At 33.8% G+C, this 24,562-nt stretch carries 22 protein-coding genes; 5 read left to right on the top strand and 17 right to left on the bottom strand.

What is annotated here, in order from left to right:
* Positions 1–94 precede the first annotated feature (94 nt).
* The gene (locus SOM12_RS13215; protein WP_095930759.1) at positions 95–1,246 is read left to right on the top strand and encodes a cysteine desulfurase family protein; all 1,152 of its coding nucleotides are present in this window, start codon (positions 95–97) and stop codon (positions 1,244–1,246) included.
* A gap of 296 nt (positions 1,247–1,542) precedes the next feature.
* On the opposite strand, the gene SOM12_RS13210 is transcribed toward SOM12_RS13215, so the two are convergent.
* The 4 genes from SOM12_RS13210 to SOM12_RS13195 form a co-directional block, all read right to left on the bottom strand.
* Positions 1,543–2,160, bottom strand: coding sequence for a nucleotidyltransferase family protein (locus SOM12_RS13210; RefSeq protein ID WP_253251849.1), 618 nt, complete (start codon positions 2,158–2,160; stop codon positions 1,543–1,545).
* Positions 2,135–3,259, bottom strand: a complete 1,125-nt coding sequence (locus tag SOM12_RS13205; RefSeq protein WP_095930761.1) for an XdhC family protein — start codon at positions 3,257–3,259, stop codon at positions 2,135–2,137. The genes SOM12_RS13210 and SOM12_RS13205 overlap by 26 nt, the downstream gene beginning before the upstream one ends.
* A gap of 148 nt (positions 3,260–3,407) precedes the next feature.
* Complete coding sequence (locus SOM12_RS13200) at positions 3,408–3,878, bottom strand: copper resistance protein NlpE (RefSeq protein WP_095930762.1); 471 nt, start codon at positions 3,876–3,878, stop codon at positions 3,408–3,410.
* 63 nt (positions 3,879–3,941) lie between these two features.
* Positions 3,942–4,685, bottom strand: coding sequence for a helix-turn-helix transcriptional regulator (locus SOM12_RS13195; RefSeq protein WP_320493754.1), 744 nt, complete (start codon positions 4,683–4,685; stop codon positions 3,942–3,944).
* 134 nt (positions 4,686–4,819) lie between these two features.
* Here SOM12_RS13195 and SOM12_RS13190 point away from each other — a divergent pair, with 134 nt between their 5' ends.
* Both SOM12_RS13190 and SOM12_RS13185 read left to right on the top strand, forming a co-directional pair.
* On the top strand, positions 4,820–5,569 hold the full coding sequence (locus SOM12_RS13190; protein WP_095930764.1) for a DUF1349 domain-containing protein: 750 nt from the start codon (positions 4,820–4,822) through the stop codon (positions 5,567–5,569).
* Between the two features lie 145 nt (positions 5,570–5,714).
* A complete protein-coding gene (locus SOM12_RS13185) occupies positions 5,715–6,047 on the top strand; it encodes a YegP family protein (protein ID WP_095930765.1) in 333 nt (110 codons plus the stop codon).
* Between the two features lie 75 nt (positions 6,048–6,122).
* Here SOM12_RS13185 and SOM12_RS13180 read toward each other — a convergent pair whose 3' ends face one another.
* From SOM12_RS13180 to rhaT, 8 genes are all read right to left on the bottom strand, one after another.
* A complete protein-coding gene (locus tag SOM12_RS13180) occupies positions 6,123–7,493 on the bottom strand; it encodes a glycoside hydrolase family 27 protein (RefSeq protein ID WP_320493753.1) in 1,371 nt (456 codons plus the stop codon).
* A gap of 167 nt (positions 7,494–7,660) precedes the next feature.
* The gene (locus SOM12_RS13175; protein ID WP_320493752.1) at positions 7,661–8,248 is read right to left on the bottom strand and encodes a LutC/YkgG family protein; all 588 of its coding nucleotides are present in this window, start codon (positions 8,246–8,248) and stop codon (positions 7,661–7,663) included.
* Entirely contained in the window at positions 8,241–9,641 is a 1,401-nt protein-coding gene (locus SOM12_RS13170) for a lactate utilization protein B (protein ID WP_320493751.1), read from the bottom strand. The genes SOM12_RS13175 and SOM12_RS13170 overlap by 8 nt, the downstream gene beginning before the upstream one ends.
* Before the next feature lie 155 nt (positions 9,642–9,796).
* Entirely contained in the window at positions 9,797–10,537 is a 741-nt protein-coding gene (locus SOM12_RS13165) for a (Fe-S)-binding protein (protein WP_320493750.1), read from the bottom strand.
* Positions 10,538–10,633: 96 nt separating this feature from the next.
* On the bottom strand, positions 10,634–11,995 hold the full coding sequence (locus SOM12_RS13160; protein WP_320493749.1) for an FGGY-family carbohydrate kinase: 1,362 nt from the start codon (positions 11,993–11,995) through the stop codon (positions 10,634–10,636).
* Between the two features lie 65 nt (positions 11,996–12,060).
* Positions 12,061–13,335 (bottom strand): TIM barrel protein, encoded by a 1,275-nt coding sequence (locus SOM12_RS13155; RefSeq protein ID WP_095930772.1) that lies wholly within the window; start codon positions 13,333–13,335, stop codon positions 12,061–12,063.
* A gap of 203 nt (positions 13,336–13,538) precedes the next feature.
* Positions 13,539–15,683 (bottom strand): bifunctional aldolase/short-chain dehydrogenase, encoded by a 2,145-nt coding sequence (locus SOM12_RS13150; RefSeq protein ID WP_320493748.1) that lies wholly within the window; start codon positions 15,681–15,683, stop codon positions 13,539–13,541.
* A gap of 26 nt (positions 15,684–15,709) precedes the next feature.
* On the bottom strand, positions 15,710–16,759 hold the full coding sequence (rhaT, locus tag SOM12_RS13145) for an L-rhamnose/proton symporter RhaT (RefSeq protein ID WP_095930774.1): 1,050 nt from the start codon (positions 16,757–16,759) through the stop codon (positions 15,710–15,712).
* Between the two features lie 389 nt (positions 16,760–17,148).
* Here rhaT and SOM12_RS13140 point away from each other — a divergent pair, with 389 nt between their 5' ends.
* Entirely contained in the window at positions 17,149–18,189 is a 1,041-nt protein-coding gene (locus SOM12_RS13140; RefSeq protein ID WP_095930828.1) for a GntR family transcriptional regulator, read from the top strand.
* 76 nt (positions 18,190–18,265) lie between these two features.
* On the opposite strand, the gene SOM12_RS13135 is transcribed toward SOM12_RS13140, so the two are convergent.
* A complete protein-coding gene (locus SOM12_RS13135) occupies positions 18,266–19,444 on the bottom strand; it encodes a serine hydrolase domain-containing protein (protein ID WP_320493747.1) in 1,179 nt (392 codons plus the stop codon).
* 222 nt (positions 19,445–19,666) lie between these two features.
* Here SOM12_RS13135 and SOM12_RS13130 point away from each other — a divergent pair, with 222 nt between their 5' ends.
* A complete protein-coding gene (locus SOM12_RS13130; RefSeq protein WP_095930776.1) occupies positions 19,667–20,422 on the top strand; it encodes a response regulator transcription factor in 756 nt (251 codons plus the stop codon).
* 257 nt (positions 20,423–20,679) lie between these two features.
* On the opposite strand, the gene SOM12_RS13125 is transcribed toward SOM12_RS13130, so the two are convergent.
* From SOM12_RS13125 to SOM12_RS13110, 4 genes are all read right to left on the bottom strand, one after another.
* Positions 20,680–20,856 carry a histone H1 gene (locus SOM12_RS13125; RefSeq protein ID WP_008467640.1) on the bottom strand — a complete coding sequence of 59 codons (177 nt, stop codon included), beginning with the start codon at positions 20,854–20,856 and terminating at the stop codon, positions 20,680–20,682.
* 307 nt (positions 20,857–21,163) lie between these two features.
* On the bottom strand, positions 21,164–22,486 hold the full coding sequence (locus SOM12_RS13120; protein ID WP_320493746.1) for a rhamnogalacturonidase: 1,323 nt from the start codon (positions 22,484–22,486) through the stop codon (positions 21,164–21,166).
* Positions 22,487–22,512: 26 nt separating this feature from the next.
* Positions 22,513–23,802, bottom strand: a complete 1,290-nt coding sequence (locus SOM12_RS13115) for a DUF4861 domain-containing protein (protein ID WP_320493745.1) — start codon at positions 23,800–23,802, stop codon at positions 22,513–22,515.
* A 201-nt stretch (positions 23,803–24,003) separates the two neighbouring features.
* Positions 24,004–24,444 carry a hypothetical protein gene (locus SOM12_RS13110; RefSeq protein WP_320493744.1) on the bottom strand — a complete coding sequence of 147 codons (441 nt, stop codon included), beginning with the start codon at positions 24,442–24,444 and terminating at the stop codon, positions 24,004–24,006.
* Between the last annotated feature and the right edge of the window lie 118 nt (positions 24,445–24,562).

Here is a 24,562-nt window from a genome sequence, read left to right as displayed (position 1 = left end):
GCGTTCTTTGCGAAAACCCTTTGCGCCTTTGCGGTTAATTTTTTTCAAGTAGATTAATTCTGAAATTGTATTTTTACTGAACTAAGCCCAAATTATGCTACAACAAAAAATCATTTACCTTGATAACAATGCCACAACACGTGTTGATAAACGAGTTTTGAATGCAATGCTTCCGTATTTTACTGATTTGTATGCAAATTCAACAGGAACACATTTAGCGGGATTAACGGTAAAAGAAGCTATTGAAAACGCAGCATGGCAAACGGCAGATTTAATAAATGCCGATGCAGAAGAAATCATATTTACTTCGGGCGCGACTGAGGCAATTAATCTCGCAATTAAAGGTTTAGCCGATCAGGACCGAAAACATATCGTCACCATTCAGACCGAACATAACGCGGTTCTGGAAACCTGTCACTTTATGGAAAGCATTGGTTTTGAAGTAACTTATCTTCCTACTGATTTCCACGGACTTTTGAGCCTTCGACTTTTAGAAGAAATAATCACAGATAAAACTCTGGTTTTCATCGGAATGTTTTCTAATAATGAAACTGGTGTCATACAAAATATCAGTACAATTTCTAAAATATTGAAAGCCAAAAATGTACTTTTTATGTGTGATGCTACGCAGGCGGTTGGAAAAATTCCTGTTGATGTAAAAAAACTCGGAATTGATCTTTTGACTTTATCCGCACATAAATTTTACGGTCCGAAAGGCGTTGGCGCTTTGTATGTTTCGGCGAAAGCCAAAATAAAATTGTCTTCTCAAATTCTTGGAGGCGGACAACAAAGAAAATTACGAAGCGGAACGCTAAATGTTCCCGGAATTATAGGTTTAGGAAAAGCATCGGAAATTGCTGTAAATGAATTAGAAAAAGATCAAAATAGAATTTCTCTATTACGAGACAAACTTGAAAAAGGTTTATTACAATTTGAAGGTTCTTTTGTAAATGGAAATACAGAAAACCGAATTTACAATACTTCTAATATTTGTTTTCCAGGCGTGAATTCAGAACAACTGATTCTGGCTTTGGGAAATATTTCCGTTTCGAATGGCGCTTCTTGCTCTGCAGTTACTTCTAAGCCTTCTCACGTTTTAAAAGCAATGGGCTTGTCTGATGAAGAGGCTTTGAGTTCGATTCGTTTTAGTTTGGGAAGATTTACTACTTCTGAGGAAATTGATATTGCTATTGAGAGTGTTTTGAGTCTCGCTAGGCAGTTTGCCACGAAGACGCTAAGACACTAATTTTTACTTTTTTAATCTCGCAAAGTCGCGGAAACGCAAAGGTTATTTTTGTCATCCTGACGAAGGAAGGATCACACGCGGGAGCCGACAAAGATTGAGGATTTACTTTATGGAGTTTCTAGTGTCATCCTTCCTTCGTCAGGATGACAAACTGGATCTAGAAAATCTGTGTAAAAAAAACTTTGTCACTCTGCAACTTTGTCCCTTTGTCCCTTTCTTCAGGATGACAAACTGGATCTAGAAAAGCTGTGTAAAAAAACTTTGTCACTCTGCAACTTTGTCCCTTGTCCCTTTCTTCAAGAAATCAACTTAAAATAATCCTCCTCTGTATCAATATCAATATTCCCTTTTTCAAAAAGAACTGAAACTACATTTTCTGTATGCTTTTTAATGAGTTTTTTAGCGCCTTCCTGCCCTTTTAACTCCAGAAGTTCTTGAAAGTATTTTTTATGAAATAAAACTGGCGTTCCTAAAGTTTCAGAGTATGATGAAGCGGCAATTCCTTTTTTTGTTTTATTGGCTTGAATAATTAAATTTTCAAAAACAGCATTTGTCACAAAAGGCTGATCGCAAACTGCTAAAATACATTGCTCACAATCTGGATTTAGAAGCAATAATTCCTTTATTCCTTTTGCAATTGAAGAAGACATTCCGTTTTCCCAGTCAGAATTAAATGCAAATGTGACTTCGGGTAAATTAAGCTCTTTTTCGATTAAATCATGGTTTGAACCTATCACGACTATTACAAATGAATTTTCAACCTTCAAAGCTTCTGAAACGGTGTTTTTCAACAAAGTTGATTCTTTATATTCCAGCAATTGTTTGGGTCTGCCTAATCTTGAAGAATTACCAGCGGCCAAAATAATAATGCCTGTTTTATTTTGAAATCTATTCTCCATAATGAATTTCATCATGTATTTTGCCTTCTTTATATTTCAGCGAAGTTCCTATTCTTTCTGAAGCTACCGCTTTTATTTCCGAAACAATCGATAAAGCAATTTCTTCAGATGTTTCTGCGCCAATATCGAGTCCAATTGGAGTATGAATTCTTTTCATCTGCTCTTCGCTTACTGTTATTCCTTCGATCAAAAGATCGTCTATCATTCGGTTGAATTTTGACTTCGGACCTAAAATTCCGATATAATGAAAATCGGTTTTTAGCAGCGCTTTTAAAACAGCTAAATCATATTTGTAATTGTGCGTCATCAAAGCAAAATAGGTCTGATCGTCAATAACAATATTCTCTAAAAATTGTTCTGGATTTACCACCGAAACTTGATCGGCTTTAGGAAACCGTTTTTTAGTTGCATGTGTTGCGCGTCCTTCGCCAATAGTAATTTTCCAGCCTAAAATTGAAGTCATTTTTACTATAGGCTGAATATCGTTTCCTGCACCAGCAATTACAAGCGAAATAGAAGGTTTTATGTATTCGATTAAAGCTTCGTTGTCGTTTTCTTCCTGAAGTTTTTTCACTACAGAAGTTTTAGTTTTCAGCACTTCTTTTACATCCGAAATTAAATTTAAAACCTCGTTATTATGATTTAAAACAGGACTGTCTTTTCTAAAAAACAAAGTTGTTCCAATCTGAAAAGCATTTCTTTTCAAAGAAAAAACGGTTACAATTACAGCTTCTTTTCTTTCTAATTCCAATTGCTGCAAAAGCTGAATTGGATTATTCGAAATCTCTTCATCAATATATTCAAAAAGAATATGAACGATTCCGTTGCATCCGAGCTGTAAACCCACTTCCGCATCATCTTCGTTATTCGTATTGTAAGTAACTAATTTATTTTGTTTTTGATGGATTGAAAGAAGTGCTTTTCGTAACGCGTCGCCTTCCAAACAACCACCACTTATTGCACCGGTCAATTCTCCATCTTCTGTAACCAGCATGCGAGCGCCAGGTTGTCGATATGACGAACCTTCAACTTTAACGACCGTTGCTAGAGCTGTTTTTTTTCCTTCGGATTTTGCTTGCGAATAGGCTTTAAGAATTTCGTTGATTTCTTTCATAGATACTTCTTCATCAATAGAAACTTAATATTGATGATACTTTTTATTAGCCTAAAAGTAAAAAAATATTACAAACTTAAAGACTGCAAAGTCATTTAAGTTTGTAATATTTTTTTTGAAAAGTCTTATTTAAACTGCCTAAATTATTTTATTCATTTAATTCTAAAAAATAATTCAGCTTAGACTTTATTATTTTTTTGTTTCTGTCTAGCAGATATAGTTTTTCGGGATTTTTACTGTAATAACCGTAATAAACCTGATCTTTTTCTGGTTTATCCCAGTTTAAAATATAGATTGTTCCATCAGGATCTTTCTCTAAACCTCTTTCGGTATTGATATTACCCATTTCTTTAAAGTTTTTTTCAGGCTGTTTCCCTTTGTATGTACTAGATAATTGAAATGTATTATCTGCAACATCAATTTTTAGAACCGTTTCTATTCCTTCACAATCTGCACATGGCAGCGTTCCTTCAAAAACAGAAATAGTATCATCTGGTTCGTTTTTTTCATTACTAGCTATAGTATCTGTCAAAACAGAATTATTTTCATCTTTACTATTTTTAGAATTACAAGATGCTATAAGAGCTGATGCAAAAGCAAGAATAATTATTTTTCTCATAATATTTTTTTTCTTCAAATATAAGGAATATTCTTACTTGTGTGTCGATTTTAAACTTAAAATCTACAGCGATATCACTCCCATAATAATAGCAGTCTGTACGGCCTCTGCGGTATTGGTTACTTTTAATTTTTCAATAATATTTTGTCTGTGGCGTCTTACAGTGTAAACCGAAATATGCATTTCTGTCGCAATTTGTTCGCTTTTATTTCCTTTTGCTACACTCGTCAAAACTTCTATTTCTCTTTTTGAAAGTATATTTTCTGTATTGTTTTTATACTTTTCTGGTTCGATTACCTCGCCTGTTTGAATATTAAAAATTTTTCCGTCAATTCCAGTTCGAGGCTGCAAATCTGTTGATGGCAGATATAAACACAATGCAAGAGAGATACTTCCGTTATTAAATGTGTTCAAATAAATTGTACGGTGATTTATATACGTAATTTTATCGTTAGAATCTTTCATTCTCAAACGGCTCAAAGTACTGTAATTACTGTATTCTTCTTTTGGAATTTCTTTTAAAAACTGATAAAAATTGAGTTCTAAAACATGACGTTCAACCAAATCGTCTGAATTGATTTTAGTAAAAATACATTCTTCAAAAGCAGAATCAATTACAGCATTTTCATCTGGAAGCCCGAAAATAGAGCCGAAACTTCCGGCATAAATATAACTTTTATCGGATTGATAATCGGATAAAACGGCTACACATTGCTCTATTTTGACATAATTGATAACAAATTGTTTGTACATTTCGATATCATTTGATTCTCCAATTTCAAATTTTTGTTCTAAAAACGTAGTCATTAATTGGTTTTCTATTGAAGAATTTTGAAGCATTAGAAAGTATAATTGGTTAATTTTAGGTATTGCCTCTTTATTGAAGCCATTCTATTTTTGGAAAACTAAAAATATCACTTTCTATCCCAAAAAAATAATCTATGAAAACATTTTTTTACCACGCCATTATCCTTCTTGGTCTTTCTGCTTTAACGAGTTGCAATACTAAAAACGAAACTGCAAAAACAGCCATGAAAGAAGAAACCAAAACAGATTCTGCATTTGTAAACGGTTCTCCTTGCGACATTAAATTATCTTCTATACATTTTACAAAAGCGATAAACGGCGCCGATACGCTAATTAAAACCGAAGCTAACGAAAAAGTCATTTTTAAAGCTGGCGAAAAATCTGATTATTTTTCTGATCCAGACGGGAAATTGTCGAATACAACAGCGCCAATGCTTTTATCTGAAGTAGACAATACAAAACCTTTTACGCTTACCGCGAAAGTTACGCCTGAGTTTACAGAAAAAGGTTTGTATAATGCTGGTGTCTTATATATTTATGTGAATGATAGCTTTTATCAAAAATTTTGTTTCGAACAAGATGAAAGAGGCAATCATCGAGTTGTAACGGTTCGAACAATGGGTACTTCTGATGATAACAATCACGATATTGTAAAACAGCCTTTTGTTTACATGAAAATTTCTTCTGACACAAAAACAGTTGCCAGTTATTATTCGTTAGATAAAAAGAATTGGCAAATGGTTCGTTTATACAAAAACAATTATCCTAAAAAAATCTGGATGGGAATTAGTACTCAATGCCCTGTAGACAAAGGAACGCAGAGTATTTTTGAAGAGATTAATCTAGAAGAAAAAAGTGTTTCTGATTTTCGCTTAGGAATCTAATCTTGATCTTTTAAGTTCTTGAACAAAAACAAATTGTTATTGTTAACATAATTATTTTTTCAAATTGACGTATGATTTATATTACTAAGTTTTGTATTTTTATCTATAGCAAAATAAATATTACCTAACTTTAATAATAAACTACATGGGAAAATTTGTAATTACTACTAGAGCTAATGGAGAGTTCCAGTTCAATCTAAAAGCTGGTAATGGCCAAACCATTTTAACAAGTGAAGGCTATACTACAAAAGCGGCCTGCAACAATGGTATTGAATCTGTTAAAACCAACGCGGGAGATGATAATCGTTATGATAGAAAAGAATCTAGTAACGGTAAACCTTATTTCAATTTAAAAGCTGGAAATGGTCAAATTATTGGTTCAAGCGAAATGTACGAAAGTGTATCTGCTAGAGAAAACGGAATCGAATCGGTAAAGAAAAATGCTCCTGATGCAACTATAGATGATCAAACGGCTTAAATAAAACATATATTAAAAATAAAAAAGCGGTTTCTAATTCATAGGAACCGCTTTTTTATTTTAATAATCTGATGCTTATTTTTTATTTTTTAACTGATATAAAACTGAGCTGTGAGGCTTTAAATCGGCTGTTATTTCTTTTGAAGTTACTTTTGATTTCTCACCGGTCCACATATTTAAAACTTCGGCTGAAGTAGAAATTCCTAAATCGGAAAGATTTACGGAAACTTTTTGCGAAGCATTATCTGAGATATTGAACAAAGCCAGATAAACACTGCCATCTTTGGTATTTTTTGATGTCACAGCAATTTTTCCTTCTTTCTGAAAAAGCTGTTTTACATCGCTGCTTTCGTTATGCATTTTTACGACCTCTTTATTCGTTAATAATGATAAGGTAAAAGCATCATTACTTGGTAAATCTCCTCCAAAAAACAATGGCGATTTGAAGATATTGAAAAATGTAATTAAAGTATATTGTTCGTCTTTGGTTAAACGCGTCATTCTATCCTCGCCTCTTTCTCCCCTTACCGAAATGCGTCCTAGCGGAATCATATCGCAGTCTGGCCATGTTCCTGGTGCAATGTACGGATACCATTTTTGCGCTACATCCATTAAGTGCGTAATGTGTGGCCATGTATCCCAAACATCATCAACCATTCGCCACATATTGGCATGATTGCTTACGTGAGCGGCAGCTGAAATTGGCGTTTCACCTGGCGATGTGCTTAATACAATTTTGCGTCCGCATTTGTCAATCGCATTTCTAATTAAATTGATTTCAGCTTCATGATACGGTCTTGACAAATCATCAATTTTAATAAAATCTACTCCCCATTTTGCATATAATTCAAAAATAGAATCATAATATTCCTGCGCTCCGGGTTTGTCTGCCACAACGGTATAGTTGTCTCTCAGCCATTCGCATTGTAAAGAGGTGGTATAAACCTGATCTGCTGTAATTCCATTTGCTCCTTTTATGGGCAGTTTATCTTCAACTGCTTTTTTAGGAATGCCACGCATGATATGAATTCCGAATTTTAATCCTTTTTTATGAATGTAATCTGCTAAAGGCTTAAAACCTTGGCCGTCTTTTGCTGAAGGAAATCGGTTTATTGCGGGCAAATATCTTCCGTACTGATCAATTACGTAACGCGGATCGGTCTGGTTATAGCCTCCTGCTTTGTCGTTTTCTACAAACCAACGAATGTCGACCACGATATATTCCCAGCCAAATTTCTTCAGTTCTTTTGCCATATAATCGGCGTTGGCTTTTACTTCGTGTTCTTCAACTGTTGGTCCGTAACAATCCCAGCTATTCCATCCCATTGGAGGAGTTTGAGCCCATTGTTTGAATTCTTCTTTTTGAAATGCTTTGGTTTGAGCATTTGATAATGTAGACAGAAAAAATATTCCTATCGCCATTGTACATAAGTTTTTGATTTTCATTGCAAGTGTGGTTAAGTGTAAGTTATACACTTTAAAAATAATAAAAAAAACGTACCAAGCTGATTTTTTTTATTTCTCGTATGATCAATCACTTTTAAATGAAAAATAAAAAATGCAGAAAAGTTACCCTTTCTGCATTCACTATTTTATATTTTTTATTTGTTTTCTTAATCCAATAAAAACACAATCAACCCTCTAGCACCATGCGCACCAAGAACCAAAGATTGCTCAATATCGGCTGTTTTTGACGGACCTGCGATGAAAGTTCCAAAACCATATTCCATGTTTCCAATTCTCTGATACGCTTGCTGCATCGTTGGTACAAGATCTTTTTTATGAACGATAATCGCTAAATACTGCGCAATAAAAGGTGCAACGCGCTGTCCTAAAATAGCATCCGTTACCCAAAGTCCGCTGTTTTCTGCTACTCCAAAATGTGCTTTTACAACCGTTAATTCAACATCTTGAAGCGAATGCGGATCAACTGTTTTCCAATCTAAAGAAGCAATCTCAGAAAGTTCTGGAAGCGTTGTAATTAATCGTTTCTCCAGATTGTAATTCGATTTAATGTAATTGATAATTTCATTATAATCAGCAACTTCTACAGGATCGCCTCCAATTCCTTTTAAAACTGTTTTGTAGGTTTCTAATACATCAAATTGTTCGGAACCTAAAAGATTTAGATCAGGCAGTTCTGCAACCTCATTAGGCTGATTCAGTTTTATTCTTTTTAAAATTTCGCCTTTACTACTCATTCTTTCTATTTTTAGATTCTTTCGAATTTTTCTTGTACCATTCTCTAAAAGACTCTTCTGGAACATCTGGCATTTCACGCTGATCGTACCATTTATTCATTTTATTATTGACCATTCCTGGAACGTTCTTCATTACAAATCTTCCCGATTTTCCAGCAATATTAAAAACCGTTGGATTCGCCAATACCGTCGCCATCGTTTTCATTGCAACCGTTTTGGCTGTTGGTGTATGCCCTTCTTTTACCAAAACCTGACGCCATTTGTACAATTGATCGTGAATATCAATTTTTACAGGACAAACATTGGTACAGGAACCGCAAAGTGTACTGGCAAAAGGCAGATCGGCATTTTTGCTCATGTCTAAGTTTGGTGCCAAAATAGAACCAATTGGTCCTGCAACCGCATTATGATAACTATGACCGCCGCTTCGTCTATAAACAGGACAAGTGTTCATACACGCTCCACAACGAATACATTTTAGCGAATTTCTAAAATCTTCTCTTCCTAATTGTGTGCTTCTTCCGTTGTCTACAATTACGATATGCATTTCTTTTCCGTCTCTTGGCTTCTTGAAATGACTTGAAAAAGTTGTAATAGGCTGGCCCGTTGCGCTTCTTGCCAATAATCTCAAGAAAACGCCTAAATGTTCTCTTTTCGGAATCAGTTTTTCGAATCCCATACAAGCGATATGAACGTCTGCCAAATGCGCACCCATATCGGCATTCCCTTCATTCGTACAAACCACAAATTCCCCTGTTTCGGCAACCGCAAAATTGACTCCGGTTAAAGCCACTTTTCTAGTCAAGAAAGTATTTCTCAAACTATGGCGAGCAGATTCTGTCAAATACTGTGGATTAAAATTTCCTTTCTCTGTGCCCAAATGTTCGTGGAAAGTTTCGCTTACGTCTTCCTTTTTTAAGTGAATGGCCGGAAGTACAATATGACTCGGTGGTTCTTTTCGAAGCTGCACGATATATTCACCTAAATCAGAATCGATTACTTCAATTCCTTTTTCGGCTAAATAATCATTTAAATGGCATTCTTCTGTAAGCATCGATTTGGATTTAACCATTTGCTTTACATCATGTTTAGCCATGATAGAATGCACAATTTCGTTGTGTTCTTTGGCATCGGCTGCCCAATGTACAATTATTCCGTTTCTTTGAGCATTTGCCTCAAATTCAACTAAATAATCGTGAATATTAGAAAGCACATTAAATTTAATTTGAGAAGCGGTTTCACGCAACAGTTCCCAATCTTCAATTTGATGTGCTGATTTATCTCTTTTAGCACGCACAAACCATAGCGTTTCATCATGCCAATTGACACGCTCTACGTCTTTATTGAACTTCGCTGCGGCTTCGCTGTGCGGTATTATTTTTTCTGATGACATTTTCTATTATTTAAAAGTCAATTTTGAAATGTTTATTTAACCGCAAAGTTCGCAAAGGAAAAAGCGCAAAGTTCGCAAAGATTAAAATTAACTTTGCGAACCTTGCGTAAAACTTTGCGCACTTTGCGGTTAAATTTTATACTCAACATCTATTTTTAGTTTTCAAGTGAATTTAATATTTCAGCAATGTGAATGGTTTTGATCCTGCTTTTTTGTCTTTTTAAAATTCCATCCAAATGCATTAAGCAAGACATATCTCCACCTGTAATATAATCCACATCATGACTTTCGTGATCTTTAATGCGATCTTGTCCCATTTTTACAGAAACTGCTTCTTCGGTAACGCAGAACGTTCCTCCAAAACCACAGCATTCATCTTTTCTCGTTAAAGCAACCAAATCAAGACCTTCAATATTGTGTAGTAGTTGTTCTGGTTTCGAGAAAAATGGCGCATTTAATTCAGACATTTGCGAAAGCTTTAATCCGCGCTGACCGTGACAGCTCACGTGCATTCCCACTTTAAAAGGAAATCTACCGTCAATGTGGTCAATTTTTAAAACGTCGGTTATAAACTCAGTAAGTTCGTAAACTGTATTTCGAATTGCTGTTGCCTTCTCTTCTTGTTTTTCGTCGTGCAAATGGTCTTTTACATGCAAAACACAACTTCCAGAAGGACAGACGATATAATCAAATCCAGAAAAATTGGCAATAAAATTGGTGTCGCATCCTTTTGTTAAATGCGCATAACCGCTATTAGCCATTGGCTGTCCGCAGCAAGTTTGCCCCATCGGAAATTCGACGTCACAACCTAATTTTTGTAGTAATTCGTAGGTTGCGATTCCTACTTTTGGATAAAATTGGTCGACATAACAAGGTATAAAAAGTCCAATTTTCATGTTGTAGTATTTAGTGTGTTGTTCATTTTGGCGTGTACTGTAAAAATGTAAAAAATACGTTTCTCAGCAAATTTACAACATACAGATCGTTTTTACCTAATGTTTATAGAATTTCAAGTCAATTAAATCGTTCTGAATGGGTTTCGGATTCCAATTATCATGAATCGCCAATGCAGCACCCAAAGCACTCGCCTGCGCCATCGATGCGGCGTAGACTTCAATATCTGGAAAAGCTTCTGCCAATAAATTCATATAAATTGAATTTTTACTGAAACCTCCATCCACAAAAATCTTTTTTACAGGACTGTTATGAATTACCAAATTGGTAGAAAAAACTTGCTGTTCTACCAAATCCAGCATTAATTGGTGATAGGCTGTTTCGTAATTTTTATAATGTGAAAGATCTCTTTTTTGAAAAGGGCATTCTTTCAGTATATCAAAATTATATTTCTTAGGATAAAAAATTTGATAATTAAGCGCTCGCAAATTGGCTACAATCTTCTTGTCAAAATAAACTTCTTTGTAGGTATCAACCGGAACATTAAAATGCTGCGCCAAACGTTTGGTTTGCACTTCGTGTTCGTTTCCTGCAAATAAACGAGCCGCTTTTACGGGTTTCTCTGTGTACTGCATATAACACAGACAATCGTTTTGCGATTCGTCAAAAGTTAAAGGCTTATTATTGAATGGATTTAAAGAAATACTCCAAGTTCCTGTAGACAACAATACAAAAGGTTCTGTAAAATTGATTGTATACGGAATAATGGCCGATGAACTATCGTGAAGACCAACTCCAATTGCCAGATTATCGCGAGTCATAATGACATCTTTTCCAAAATGAATTGGTGGTATTTTATCTGAAATACCTTCTTCTTTCAGCCATTTATGATATTTCATTTTTTTGAAATTCCACAAATTGGTATGACAGCCAATACTTGTAATATCAGCATAGGCTTCATTCGTTAAAAGAAAACTTAAAAACTGCGGCAAGTGCAAGCAGTATTTTACATTTTCAAAAATTTCGGTTTTTTCTTCTTTCAATCGGTAAATCTGCATTCCCGAATTTAAACTGCCCAAAACTGGAGAAGCTGTTTTTACAGCAAACTTTTTTTCTCCTTTATATTTTTCATAGAAATTAGCTTTTAAATCCTCTGGATAATCTTTTAGATAATTATACAGAGGAGTTAAAACTTTTCCGTTTTCGTCTATATAAACAAAACTGGCGCCGTAAGTGCTAAAATTGATGGCTTTTAAAACATAATCTTTAAGCTCTTTTATTTCAGATAATCTATCTAAAATCCAATTTTTAAGTACTTCGATATCTTCACACGGAAATCCGTCTTCGTCTTTGGTTTCCTCCAGATTAACCGATTTCTCCCAGACAATTTTATAATTTTCGTTAAATAAAAAAACCTTTTTGTTTGTTTTACCAATATCAAAAATCGCAACTACATTCATTCTTTTTAATTGTAAATTGTTAATTATCAATTGTCAATTTATAATTAACAATTAATAATTGATAATTATAATCCCGTTGCCATTGTTTTTAAACCTCTTTCTTCGATAAGATTTTGTCTTACTTGAATCGAACGGTATAATGCTACAGGATTTAAAGCCGCTCCAGAACGAAGACGAGCTTCGGCAACTAATGCACGAACATCTGTACGGAAAGCATTTTGAAGAATTTCTTGTGCTTTTACCACATCATTTTCTTCTTGTGCTTGTTCCAATGCTTTTCTATCTACAGAAAGTGCTTGTGCGTAAGCAATCATAATTGCCTCAACAGACTGCAATAAATCTTCTAATGGATCTTTGATGTTATGAGAAGCGTCGATCATCCAGCCTAAATCTTTGGCGTGATTCATTCCTCTGGCATCCATTCCCTCAACCAATTCATTGAAAATCAAGAATAATTGATATGGTTTTAATGCTCCCGCCGTTAAATCGTCATCACCATATTTTGAATCATTAAAGTGGAAACCTCCTAATTTGTTTTCCATCAATAATAAAGAAACAATCTGCTCAATATTAGCGTTTGGAAGATGGTGCCCTAAATCGACTAAAGTCTGCGCTTTGTCGCCTAACTTTTTAACATACGAATAAGACTGCCCCCAATCTGCTACAGTCGTAGAATAAAAGTTAGGCTCAGCACATTTGTATTCTAAAAATAATTTCCAGTTTGAAGGCAATGCATCGTAGATTTCCTCTAAACTTTCTAAAGTATTTTGATATGCTTTTCTGAAGTTTAACTGCCCAGGGAAGTTAGAACCGTCAGCTAGCCAAATAGTTAAAGACTCAGAACCTAATTCGATTCCGTGTTTAATAACTTCAATATTATGAGCAATTGCTTGTTTGCGAACCGCTTTGTTTACATTTTGTAAAGAACCGTATTTATAAGTGTGCTCAGAGCTTGCTTGATCTTGAAAAGTATTCGAGTTCATAGCATCGAATTTTAACCCATGCTGATTTGCAAGTGTTCTGATTGCTTTATAATCAGTCGGGATATCCCACGGAATATGAAGTGAAATGGCTCCTGAAGCATTGTTTAATTTGTGAAGCAAACCAACATCTTCAATTTTTTCTTCTAAAGAACGAGGTTCTCCTCCTCCAGCGAAACGTCCAAATCTTGTTCCTCCTGTTCCTAAAGCCCAAGATGGAATGGCAATTTGAAAATCGATTAATTTTTGAATAATCGCTTCTGTATCATTAATTTCTGAAGCTGTAAAAACTAATTTATTCTGGTGTTTTTTGATTAAATCTTCGTTATGAGATTCGATGTGGTTTGATCCGATTAACATAGTTATTGATATTTTAATAGAGTCTACAAGATATAACTTTATACGCTGTGAACTCCCGTTTTACTTCACTTTTTTGTTAAGTTTTCTTTGTTAAAGCGAATTGTTATATGCTAAAAAAATCTAACGTTCGAAAGAATTCGAACGCTAGACCACAAAAAACCACTTTTGCTTAAACAAACTTATATAAAAAACCTAAACAATCTTTATCTATAAAAGCCCATGGCTACGCCACCGTCTACGTTTAATGCGTTTCCTGTAGATTTACCAAGTAAACCTCCAACAAAAGCATAACAAGCGTTAGCAATATCATCTGGCAATATGATTTCATTTAATAACGTACGTTTTGCATAGTAAGCTGGAAGTTCTTCAACTGTAACTCCGTATGCTTTTGCACGACCTTCTGCCCATCCGCCAGACCAAATATTAGAGTCTGAAATTACGGCATCAGGATTTACTGTATTGACACGAATTTTATCAGCTCCAAGTTCTGCAGCCATTAAACGTGTTAAGTGCGCTTGCGCTGCTTTAGCCGAACCATAACCAGGATTATTCGGACCAGCAACAACAGCGTTTTTAGAAACGATATTTACAATATCTCCTCCAAAACCTTGCTTGCGCATTACTTCGATTCCTGCTTTAGAAACAATAAATTGTCCTTTTACCAAGATATCATATAATCTATCCCACTCTTCAAGAGTATGTTCTGCAATAGATTTAGAAATACTGATTCCAGCATTATTCACTACAATGTCAACGCCTCCAAAAGCTAAACAAGCTTCGTCTAATGCTTTTTCTGTGCTTACTTCGTCTGTAACATTCAATAAAGTGCTAGAAACGGCATCTTTACCAAAAGCTTTAATAAACTCAGCAGATGCACCTTGCAAACGCTCTTCATTAATATCATTAATTACGACACAAGCACCTTCTTGAGCGAATTTTTTAGCGATAGCTTTACCAATTCCGCCCGCAGAACCTGTGATTAAAGCTACTCTTCCAGACAATGCTTTTGGTTTTGGCATACGCTGCAATTTTGCTTCTTCTAGCAACCAATATTCAATATCAAAAGCTTCTTGGTGCGGTAAAGAAGTATATTCCGAAACTGCTTCAGCGCCTTTCATTACGTTTACTGCATTGATATAATATTCAGATGCCAAACGCGCCATTGTTTTATCTTTAGCAAAAGTGAACATTCCAACTCCAGGATATAAAATCACAACTGGATTTGGGTCACGCATTGCTGGCGAGTTTGATTTTTTACATGCATTGTAATAGTCTTTGTACATGGCACGGTAAGCCTCAAATGCAGGAGCTAGTTTGGCTTTTACAGCAGCAACATCAGATAAATCTTCATTTGGATCTAATTCTAAAACCAATGGACTGATTTTAGTTCTCAAAAAGTGATCTGGACAAGATGTTCCTAATGGAGCTAATTTTGAAAGATCATTAGAATTAATGAATTCTAAAACTCTTGCATCGTCTGTATAATGACCAATCATCTGACGCTCTGACGAACAGAAACCTCTTAAGATTGGCGCTACTTTTGCTGCTTTTAATTTACGGTCTGCTTCTGGAAGACTGTCGATTTTTTTACCTCCAAAAACTGGACGTTTCTTTCCGTAATTATCTTCTAAGTAAGAAGCACATTTCTCTATTACTTCCAGCGTATTGATATAACTATCAAACGCAGTATCTCCCCAAGTAAATAAACCATGAGAACCTAACATGATTCCGCGTAGTTTTTTACCGTTTTTTTCTGCTTCTTCCAAACAAGCTCTCAACTGAAGACCAAGATCAAATCCTGGACGCTGCCAGCCTACCCAACCAATTTCTCCGTTAAATAATTCTTCTGTGATTTTCTTTCCATCTTTCGCAGCAGCAATAGCAATTGCCGCATCTGGATGTAAATGATCGATATGTTTGAACGGAAGAAAACCATGTAAAGGCGTATCAATAGAAGGTGCTTTAGAAGCTAAATCAAAAATACAGTGGTTGAACAATTCTACCATTTCATCTTCAAACTCAATACCTCTGTAAACATTTTCAAGGTTACGAAGTCTGTCCAAATACAAAGCTGCACAACCTGATTTTGTCAACGTTCCAATATCACCGCCAGAACCTTTAATCCACATTACTTCAGAAGATTCTCCCGTAAGAGGATCTTTGTCTGTAATTTTCACAGAAGTGTTTCCACCGCCGTAGTTGGTCAATCTTAAATCAGCCCCTAACAAGTTAGAACGATAAATAAAAAGCGCTACTTCATCACCTGCTAATGCGGCTGCCTTAGCTTCATCCCAAAGGTAGCTTACATGCTTAAAATTCATATTATTAATTGTGTTTGTATTCGACATATAGTATTTTAAATTATTTCTTGTATTTATAATGAGTTACCAATTCCTACCAAAACTATTGCAAGCATAATAAGTCCGATTCCCCAGAAAAAAGTTCTTAAAGTTTTTCTAGAAACTCCCTTCCATTCTTTCAAATAAAATCCCCAAAAGTTTGCTGTTAAAATGATGGTTGCCATATGCAGAATCCACGAACTGGCACCATTTCCAAGTTTGCTTTCTCCCATTCCGTAAAAGAAAAACTGTAAAAACCACATGGTTCCAGCAAGAGCAGAAAACAAGACATTTTTAGTTATTGGAGTCGATTTGTCGGTGTAATTTTTAATTGATTTATTTTTAAAATTTAAATAAAGACACCAGATAAAATTGGACGTTAACCCTCCCCAAAGCAAAACAACATAAGTCACGTTGTTTTGAAATAACGGATTTGCACCATTTACTACAGCATGTTCTGCCATAGATTTTCCAGCTTCGATTCCGTAATTAAAGAAGGAACTTAAAATTCCTGAAATCACGGCTACAATCAAACCTTTTACTAAGTTGAAATCTTTGTCTTTATCTTCGTGACCTGTTGCAAAATCTTTCTCTTTCAGCATTCCTGCTTTTCCAGAAATGGCGATTCCGATTAGATATACAACCACACCCAATAAAACGATCTGACCGCCAGTATTAGTAAGCATGTGAGAAAACGAAATCTTACCCTCTGTTGGAACAATATCATAATAAATGGATGGCACTAAAGCTCCAAATGCAGAGCAGAATCCTAACGTAATTGAATTCCCTAAAGACATTCCTAAATAACGAACGCCCAAACCATAAGTTAAACCGCCAATTCCCCAAATTAACCCCATCGTAAAAGTGAAGGTTTTTATGGATGGAGAAGCTGCTGCAATAATTTCTGTAAAATTTGGAATCGTTAAGTACGCTGCAATTGGCGGCACGATCAGCCAAGAGAAAAATCCTCCTACAAGCCAATAGCTTTCCCAAGCCCAGTCTTTTACTTTTTTAAAAGGCATATAAAAACTACCTGAAGAAAATCCTCCGATAGAATGAAAAATGATTCCTAATAATGATTCCATTTAATAAATTTTAGTTTTTGGTTTGTTAGATAGTGATTTGGTTTTGTAAAATAAGAGAATGTCAAAAACAAAACTGTCCTGTACTATCCTTTACGTATTTCATATTTTTTGTTAAAACTAAAGATTATTAGAAATAACGACTTGTAATTATTGGGTAAATAAATTTAAAATGGCTATTTTAGCAATCGATTTCGTAATTATTGATTCTGCATTAAGGTCAAAATTTAGAAATCATAAAAAAAAGATTACAAGCCTTGACGAATTCTCTTTTTTATGACAAAAATGATTCTGTGAATTAGATTCTTTTTGAAAGAAGAGATTTTTAAAAAAATTATTTAGAATTAAAATGAGTTTCGCTAAAATGCGAAATAAATTTCCTCACAATGAACATGATTAAACTTATTAAAATAGACGAAGACTCTCGAGTTCCCAAATACAAACAAATTGTTGACTCTATTCTTCAGAACATCGCCAACGGAAATTTAAAAATCAATCAAAAAATTCCTTCTATAAATAGTTTCAGCGAAGAATTCTATATGTCTCGCGATACTGTTGAGAAAGCCTATAATATTTTAAAAGAGCGAAAAATCATTTCTTCAATTAGAGGGAAAGGCTATTACATTACTCGAACAAAATTGGAATCTAAGGTCAATATTTTATTTCTGACTAATAAATTGAGTTCGTATAAAATGAAAACCTACAGCTCATTTATTGATACTTTGGGCGCAAATGCACATGTTGATCTACAGATTTATCACTGTGACGAGACTTTATTCTTAAATATTTTAGATAAGTTTGAAGGTGCTTACGATTATTATGTTATTACAACGCACTTTAAAACAGATGAATTAAAACATTTGAGCTTTACTGATGATGTTGTAAGTGCCATTAAAAAAATCCCACAAGAAAAACTCGTAGTTTTAGATAATATAAAATTAGGAACAGGTAACGATGTCATTAAGATTTACCAGGATTTTGAAAATGACATTTATAATGCCTTAAAAGAAGGTCTTTCTAAAATATCAAAATACAAACGTTTAATTCTAGTATATCCAGACAAAGCGGTTTATCCTTATCCGCGAAGAATTTTGCACGGATTTAGAAAATTCTGTGTGGAACACGAAATCAATTTTGAAATTCTGAGTGAAGTTTACGATGATATGATTCTTAAAAAAGGAGATTTATTTATCACTATTGAAGAATCTGATCTGGTAAATTTAGTGAAACAGATTCGCGATGAAGAGTTTGTTCTAGGAAAAGATATCGGGATCATTTCATACAACGATACTCCTTTAAAAGATTTGCTTGGCATTACTGTAATGTCAACCGATTTTAATGTAATGGGAGAAACCGCCGCAAGAATGATTTTGAATAAAGAAAAAGGTCAGGTAAAAGTGCCTTTTAATTTTATTGATAGAAATTCTATCTAAGGTTCTAAGATGCTAAGATTCTAAGGTTCTAAGTTTTTACTTCCTTAGCACCTTAGAATCTTAGAACCTCAGCACCTCATTTTTTATCATATGGAATATATTGATCCCATTCCCATGGTGTATAGGTGTCTTTTATTCCTGTTTCCAGTAAATACTTAATTATTTTTCCTGTTGGATAACTGTTCGACATGATGACCATTGCAGTTCCTTTGTCTTGAAAAACAATTCCATAGTGTTGGAAACCTGAACCTTGCCCTTCTTTAAAAGCGCCATAACCATAAGGGCTTTTTACTAATCCCCAGCCTAAACCGTATGAAAGCTCTGTTTGGTCATTCCAGTTTCCATCTTCTAATGCTCCTGGTCCGAACTGATTTTTAGAACGAATGCGAATCTGCGGACTAAACATTTCTTTGTATGATTTAGCATTCAATATTTTTTTATTCAAAATTGCCGTTATAAACTTGCTATAATCTTCTATCGTAGTTTCTAGCGTTCCTGCTCCTCTCGGTGCATTGTCTTTGTCTTTTTCCTGAATCTTTCCATCATTATCATATCCGAAAGCATAATCTTTTTCGAATTTTTCTTGCCATTTATAACTTGAATTTGACATTCCCAGAGGTTTGAATATCCTTTGCTGAGCCATTTCTTCTAAGGTTTTTCCAGTAATTTTTTCCAAAACGACCTGAAGATACGTAAGCCCTTCACCCGAATAACTGTATCTAGTTCCTGGCTCAAACTTAACTTTGAGCTTTTCATCAGATTCAAACCAACGCCAGTTCGGCAAGCCAGAAGTATGATCGAGACACATTCTAGCAGTTATTTTTTTATATTCTGGATATGATTTTAATTCTGTAAAATCTTCGTGCCATACTTTAAAATCATATTCATAAATTGGTTTCGGAAGATAATCCTGAAGTGGTTTGTCTAAGGTTATGACTCCTTCTTCTGCTAGTTTCATAACCAAAACAGCAAAAACCGCTTTGCTCAAAGAAGCTCCATAAAGATTGGTCTGCAGCTCTAACTTCTTTTTGGTTTCGACATTACTAAAGCCAAAAGTCTTCATGTAAACAGGCTTTTTAGCATTAAAAACAGCTATAGCTAATCCTTTCACATCGGCTTTGCTCATAAGGTTTTCAATAGTGGCGGTCAAACTATCGGTTGAAATTGTACTTCCGTCAAGCCTTTTTATGGTGGAATTTTGTGCTTGAACAGCAATTATACTTATAAAAAAAAAGATTAAAAGAAGATTTTTCATGATTTTGATTTATTAAGCATTAATTAATCAATCCACTCAACTTTCACACAAAGCCTTTTAAGCAATATGTTTACCTCAAACAACTTGATAATAAGTCAAGTAAAATGATTAAGAATTTTATAATTATTTTAAACCCCATTTTTTATTATATTTCAGTCCATATAATCATACAAATATATTCGGCAGAAAATCATAAGACAATACTTATAAATAACCATTTTTATGAAAAACATAAAAGATGATTTGAGCAAACAGCTTTTGGAGCAAAAAAACTCAGGAAACTTAAATAATAAAAAGGTTTTAAAAACGTGTCAGGAAATGGCACAGAATTTTGCTGATTTAGAAAATGGCATTGCCGTTTTAAGCGATTTATACAACAATAAAAGTTACATCTATTCGGGCAAAATTGCTCAAGAACTTGAAATTTTCAAAGAAGATCAAGTGCAAGAAATTGAGAGTATTTGGGAAGAAGAGCTTTTTGGCAAATTAAACTCAGATGATGTACTGCAAAAATATCTTTTAGAACTTCATTTTTTTCAGTTCATAAAAACGATTCCGACTGAGGAACGAAGAAACTTTTGTGTAATCAGTAAATTAAGAATGAATGATGAAACCGCAGGGAAATCTTTATTACACAAGATGTTCTATTTTTCGAATCAGTACGAAGATGTAGAATTGGCACTTTGCTTTTATAATTTTGATTTTTCTCTTGCTCTTCACTATGAAGGTGCAATAATAAATACCGCAACTGGAAATATTGTAAAACAGAATGTGAAAGAAAATGAATTCTTTCTTTCTGCACGAGAAAAAGAGATTCTTAAAATGCTTCAGGCAGGAAAACAAAGTAAAGAGATTGCAACTCTCCTATTTATCAGCATCAATACCGTAAGCCGTCATCGACAAAATATTTTAGAAAAAATGAAAGTTAATAATACCGTTGAAGCATGCTCGATTGCGACGAAGCTAAAATGGATATGAGTTTTTTCTAAGATACTAAGATGCTAAGGTTCTAAGATTCTAAGTTTTTTTTAGACGTTAAGAGAAATTCTTAATTCTTAATTCTTAATTCTTAATTCTTAATTCTTAATTCTTAATTCTTTACTCTTTACTCTTTACTCTTTACTCTATACTCTTTATTCTTTATTCTTTATTCTTTACTCTTTATTCTTTACTCTTTACTCCCAACAACTTTAACCCATAAAAAAACCTCGTCGATTGACGAGGTTTTAGTTGTATTATTTTTTTGATTCTTCGATAGAAACTTTTCTAAACTCTTTTAAAAGTTTTTCAATTTCTAAAGTTGATTTACGTGCTCTTGGTCCAGCAGCTTTAATTCCTTTTTCAGTCAAAGATTCAGCTTCAGCTTTGAATGTTTCAATTTCGGCGTTGATTTTTACTAATAAATCTTTCATGCTTATATATTGTTAAATTAAGCCACAAAAATAAAAGTTTGTGTGATAGTTACAACAATTTTGCTGTTAAATTTAATGCAGTTTTTCATTCATTTCCTTTACAATAAATTGACTTCTGTTCTTTATTAAAAACCAGCAAATACAATACATTAGCAATCAACCACTTACTTTGAAAGTGTTTTTACAACAACTGTTTTAATACGCTGCAGAAAGTATCAAATTAAAACTAGTTTCATCCAAAAAGATGGCTTATACCTCTTCTATTTGTTAATTTTTGAGCGGAAAAATTCCTCAAAAAAGGAAAATTTTACTCAATAAGAGTCTTGTTTAAGTAAACATTCTTTAAAACAAGTCCGTCTATAATGCTTTTATCCATCTTAGTTTTTACAGACTCTATATTTAGATTTTCAAATCTAAAATTACTCAATCTCACATTGGGATCTTTTTCCACCCCATAAAAATTTGTGCATTTAAGATTGATATTTTTTAAAGTAATCTGATCGCCATAAGATAAAGGAATATCCTGACGGTTTTTCAAATCATAAAACTGTCGCCAAGCAAAAATGGCAAGTCCAGTTTCTGCTTCGCCTTGAATGTTTTCGACTAAAATATATTCGTATCGCTGTGGCGTGTCTGGTCTCATTTTTAGCCACAACATTCTAGAAGCACCTTTTATTTGGCTATTTCTAAAAATTACATTTCGATTATGAATCGCTTCACTTCCATTGGTTAAAGCCGAATGGCAAAATCCAAATGTACAATCCTCAATTATGATGTTTTTATTAGGGCCGTTATTTGAATCTTTATCTGCGTAAGGTCCTTTCCCTCCTTTCAAGGCAATGGCGTCATCATTTACAGACATATAGCAGTTTTTTATCAAAACATTTTCGCAGACATCAAGATCAATGGCATCGGTACTTGGCGCTTTAATTTCAATATGTGGCGAAAAGATGTAAAGATTCAGCAGTTTTACATTATTACATTTATAAAAGTGATTCGTCCAAAAACCTGAATTAATCAATTTTACATCCTGAAACTGAACATTTTTTGAATTCCATACAAAAATTAATCTTGGCCTAGAGACTTCAAGATTCGTGCAATCAGGATTCTCACCACGTTTTTTCCAGAAAGCTTCCCAAAACTTTTTTCCATTTCCGTTTATTGTTCCTTCTCCCGAAATAGAAAAATGATCTACCCCATAAGCATTGACCAAGGCGGGAAAATAATCCAAATTTTGTCCTTCCATTCTTGAAGCCATAATTGGATAATCAATAATATTATCTGAGCCTTTTAAAACTGCTCCTTTGGCTAAATATAAAGCTGTTTTAGGCTTAAAGAATAAAGCGCCACTCAAAAAAACACCTTTCGGTACTACAATTACACCGCCACCATTTGCCGATGCAAGGTCAATTATTGCCTGAATGGCTTGCGTTTGGATTATTGTGCTGTCTTTTTTAGCTCCAAAATCTGTTATACGATATTGCTTTCCTAAATCCTTTAATTGCAATTTCTGATCATTTTTAAACCAGCTGCTGATGGGAGTGCCATCAGGAAAAACATCAGTTACCTGCTGCGAGAAAGAAAAATTCAATCCGCTTATAAAAGCTAAAACAATTAAAAACTCTCTCATTTTGTACAACAGCCTATCGTTTCAAATTACTTTATTTCGACTTTTATTTTAGCAGAAAGCTGTTGGGCTAAATTGGTCACATAATTAGTAAAAAATGCAGAATCATTAAAACCTTTATCGGCACTCAATTCCCAAGCTGCAATCGCATAATAACTGATCTCTTTTTTATTATCAACTTTTAATTTTGCCAAATACGAATCAGTCAGCTGTCCTGTTTTAGGAGCTTCAATATAACCTTGATAAATATTTGCAGGAACTAAAATCGCTGTTCCCAAAATCCATTGGCGTTCATAAGTCAAATAATCGTGTTGAATTAGACATATCCAATCTCCAGATTCTATAACCTGTAGCGGATTTTTATTATTCAAATTAGAAATTGCAGCCAAAAATGTTTCTTTGCCTTTAATGCCATCTATTGAAACAGTATTTTTATAACCATACATTCCAGGCCAAATAGAAGTTGTTTCCTGTACTTGATAAAGATTTTCAGAGGCTTTCCAGTTTTGATAGTGGTAGCTTAAAACAGAATTTACCGGTCCTTCTGCTACAATTTTAAAAGTCGTCTTTTCTACATTATTTATGGTGTCATTGCCTAAAATTCCAAGTCGGTCTATTTTATTATCAATCAGCAATGCATAACCGCCTAAACCAACAGAATTCCCAACGGGAAAAATATCTCTTCCCCAATCGTACATCACGTGATAATTATCTTCAACCGCGCCTTTGCTGTTTATACCAACGTTTTCGGGAGTTATCCCTGGAAGCTTTTTCCCAAATACATCTTTAGAATTTCTTCCATCTAGATAATGTCTAAAACCAACTTTGTCATTCTCCCAAGTCGGTCCGTCTGTTTGGTATTTTTGATAACCTAATTTTTTATGAACCTGATTCGCCATTAAAACCTCTTGTGTATCTGGATGAACAGGAAGATCCTTTCCTTCTCTTTTTCCAAAACGTGCACTGGTTTTTATTGTAAACTTGGGATCTATATCAGACCATTTTAACTGAATGATTTTTTCTTCGTTTGGTGAAAAATCAGTTGTAAAGAAAAGTTCATCCCATTTTCCATCGCCATTCAAATCGTTTGTCTGTGCTGGAATGGTATCTGTTTTTGAAATTAAAATAGGAAAAGCTCCTTTTACATTGCTTTCTCCAATATTCTCTCTTTTTATAGAAATTGCTTTTTGCGAGAGCGCCAAAGAACTACTATTTTTTAAAACAATTGTTTTTTCTGATACATTTTGAGAAACTTTGCAACTCGCTAATAATACCGTAACTAAAGTAATTGGAAGATAAAATAATACTCTTTTTTTCATTCTTTCTTTATTCTTTATTTTTTCAGAACAATTTAAGATTTTTAATTGTTATAATAACACTTAAAAATCAAAAACTTCTAAAAAAAATGAAAATTAATATAAATAAAAAGCAGGATAACGAACAACAATTACCCTGCAATTTAAACACATTACTATCAAATAATATGATCGAAAAAAATATAAAAAATAAAATAAATTACTTCACATTAAAAAATACATTGCTTTGTAATATTCATTAAACTTTGATTGTGATGGATTAGATGGCCTCACTGTCTTTTTTTCCCTTTTGAAATCTAATTTCATTTTCAAAAAGAGTTTTACTTCTTTAAAAATTTCACGACTCGTTTTTGATTCATCAAACAAAATCAAATTATTGATTTCTTCTAAAAAAGATAAGCTCTTGTAAAGTTGCCTATTAAACAAACAAACTAAAGTATTTGCTCTTTTTTCTTCTTGTAAAAAACTAAGCAACTCTTCTCTCCTGTAGACTACATAAATAATTCGATCATATTGATTTATTGTCCCTTCACATTGATCAGTAAAAGATTTTTCTAAAAATTCAAACTCATCTTTAAGTTTTCTTTTAAACATTTTCAGAAAAAAACCTTGATTATCAACCACTAAAACTCGCTCCTTTTGCATCTTTTTGTTTTTTAAAACAGTAAACTCCTCCATTAACTGAGGGATTCGCTACTAAAATATGTAGCAAAATTAGAGCTGTATCAATCATTCATTAGCTTCAATAAGCCATAAAACAATC

The sequence above is a fragment of the Flavobacterium sp. CFBP9031 genome (assembly GCF_034044945.1).
GTDB lineage: Bacteria > Bacteroidota > Bacteroidia > Flavobacteriales > Flavobacteriaceae > Flavobacterium.
This window is presented reverse-complemented; position numbering and strand designations above follow the sequence as displayed.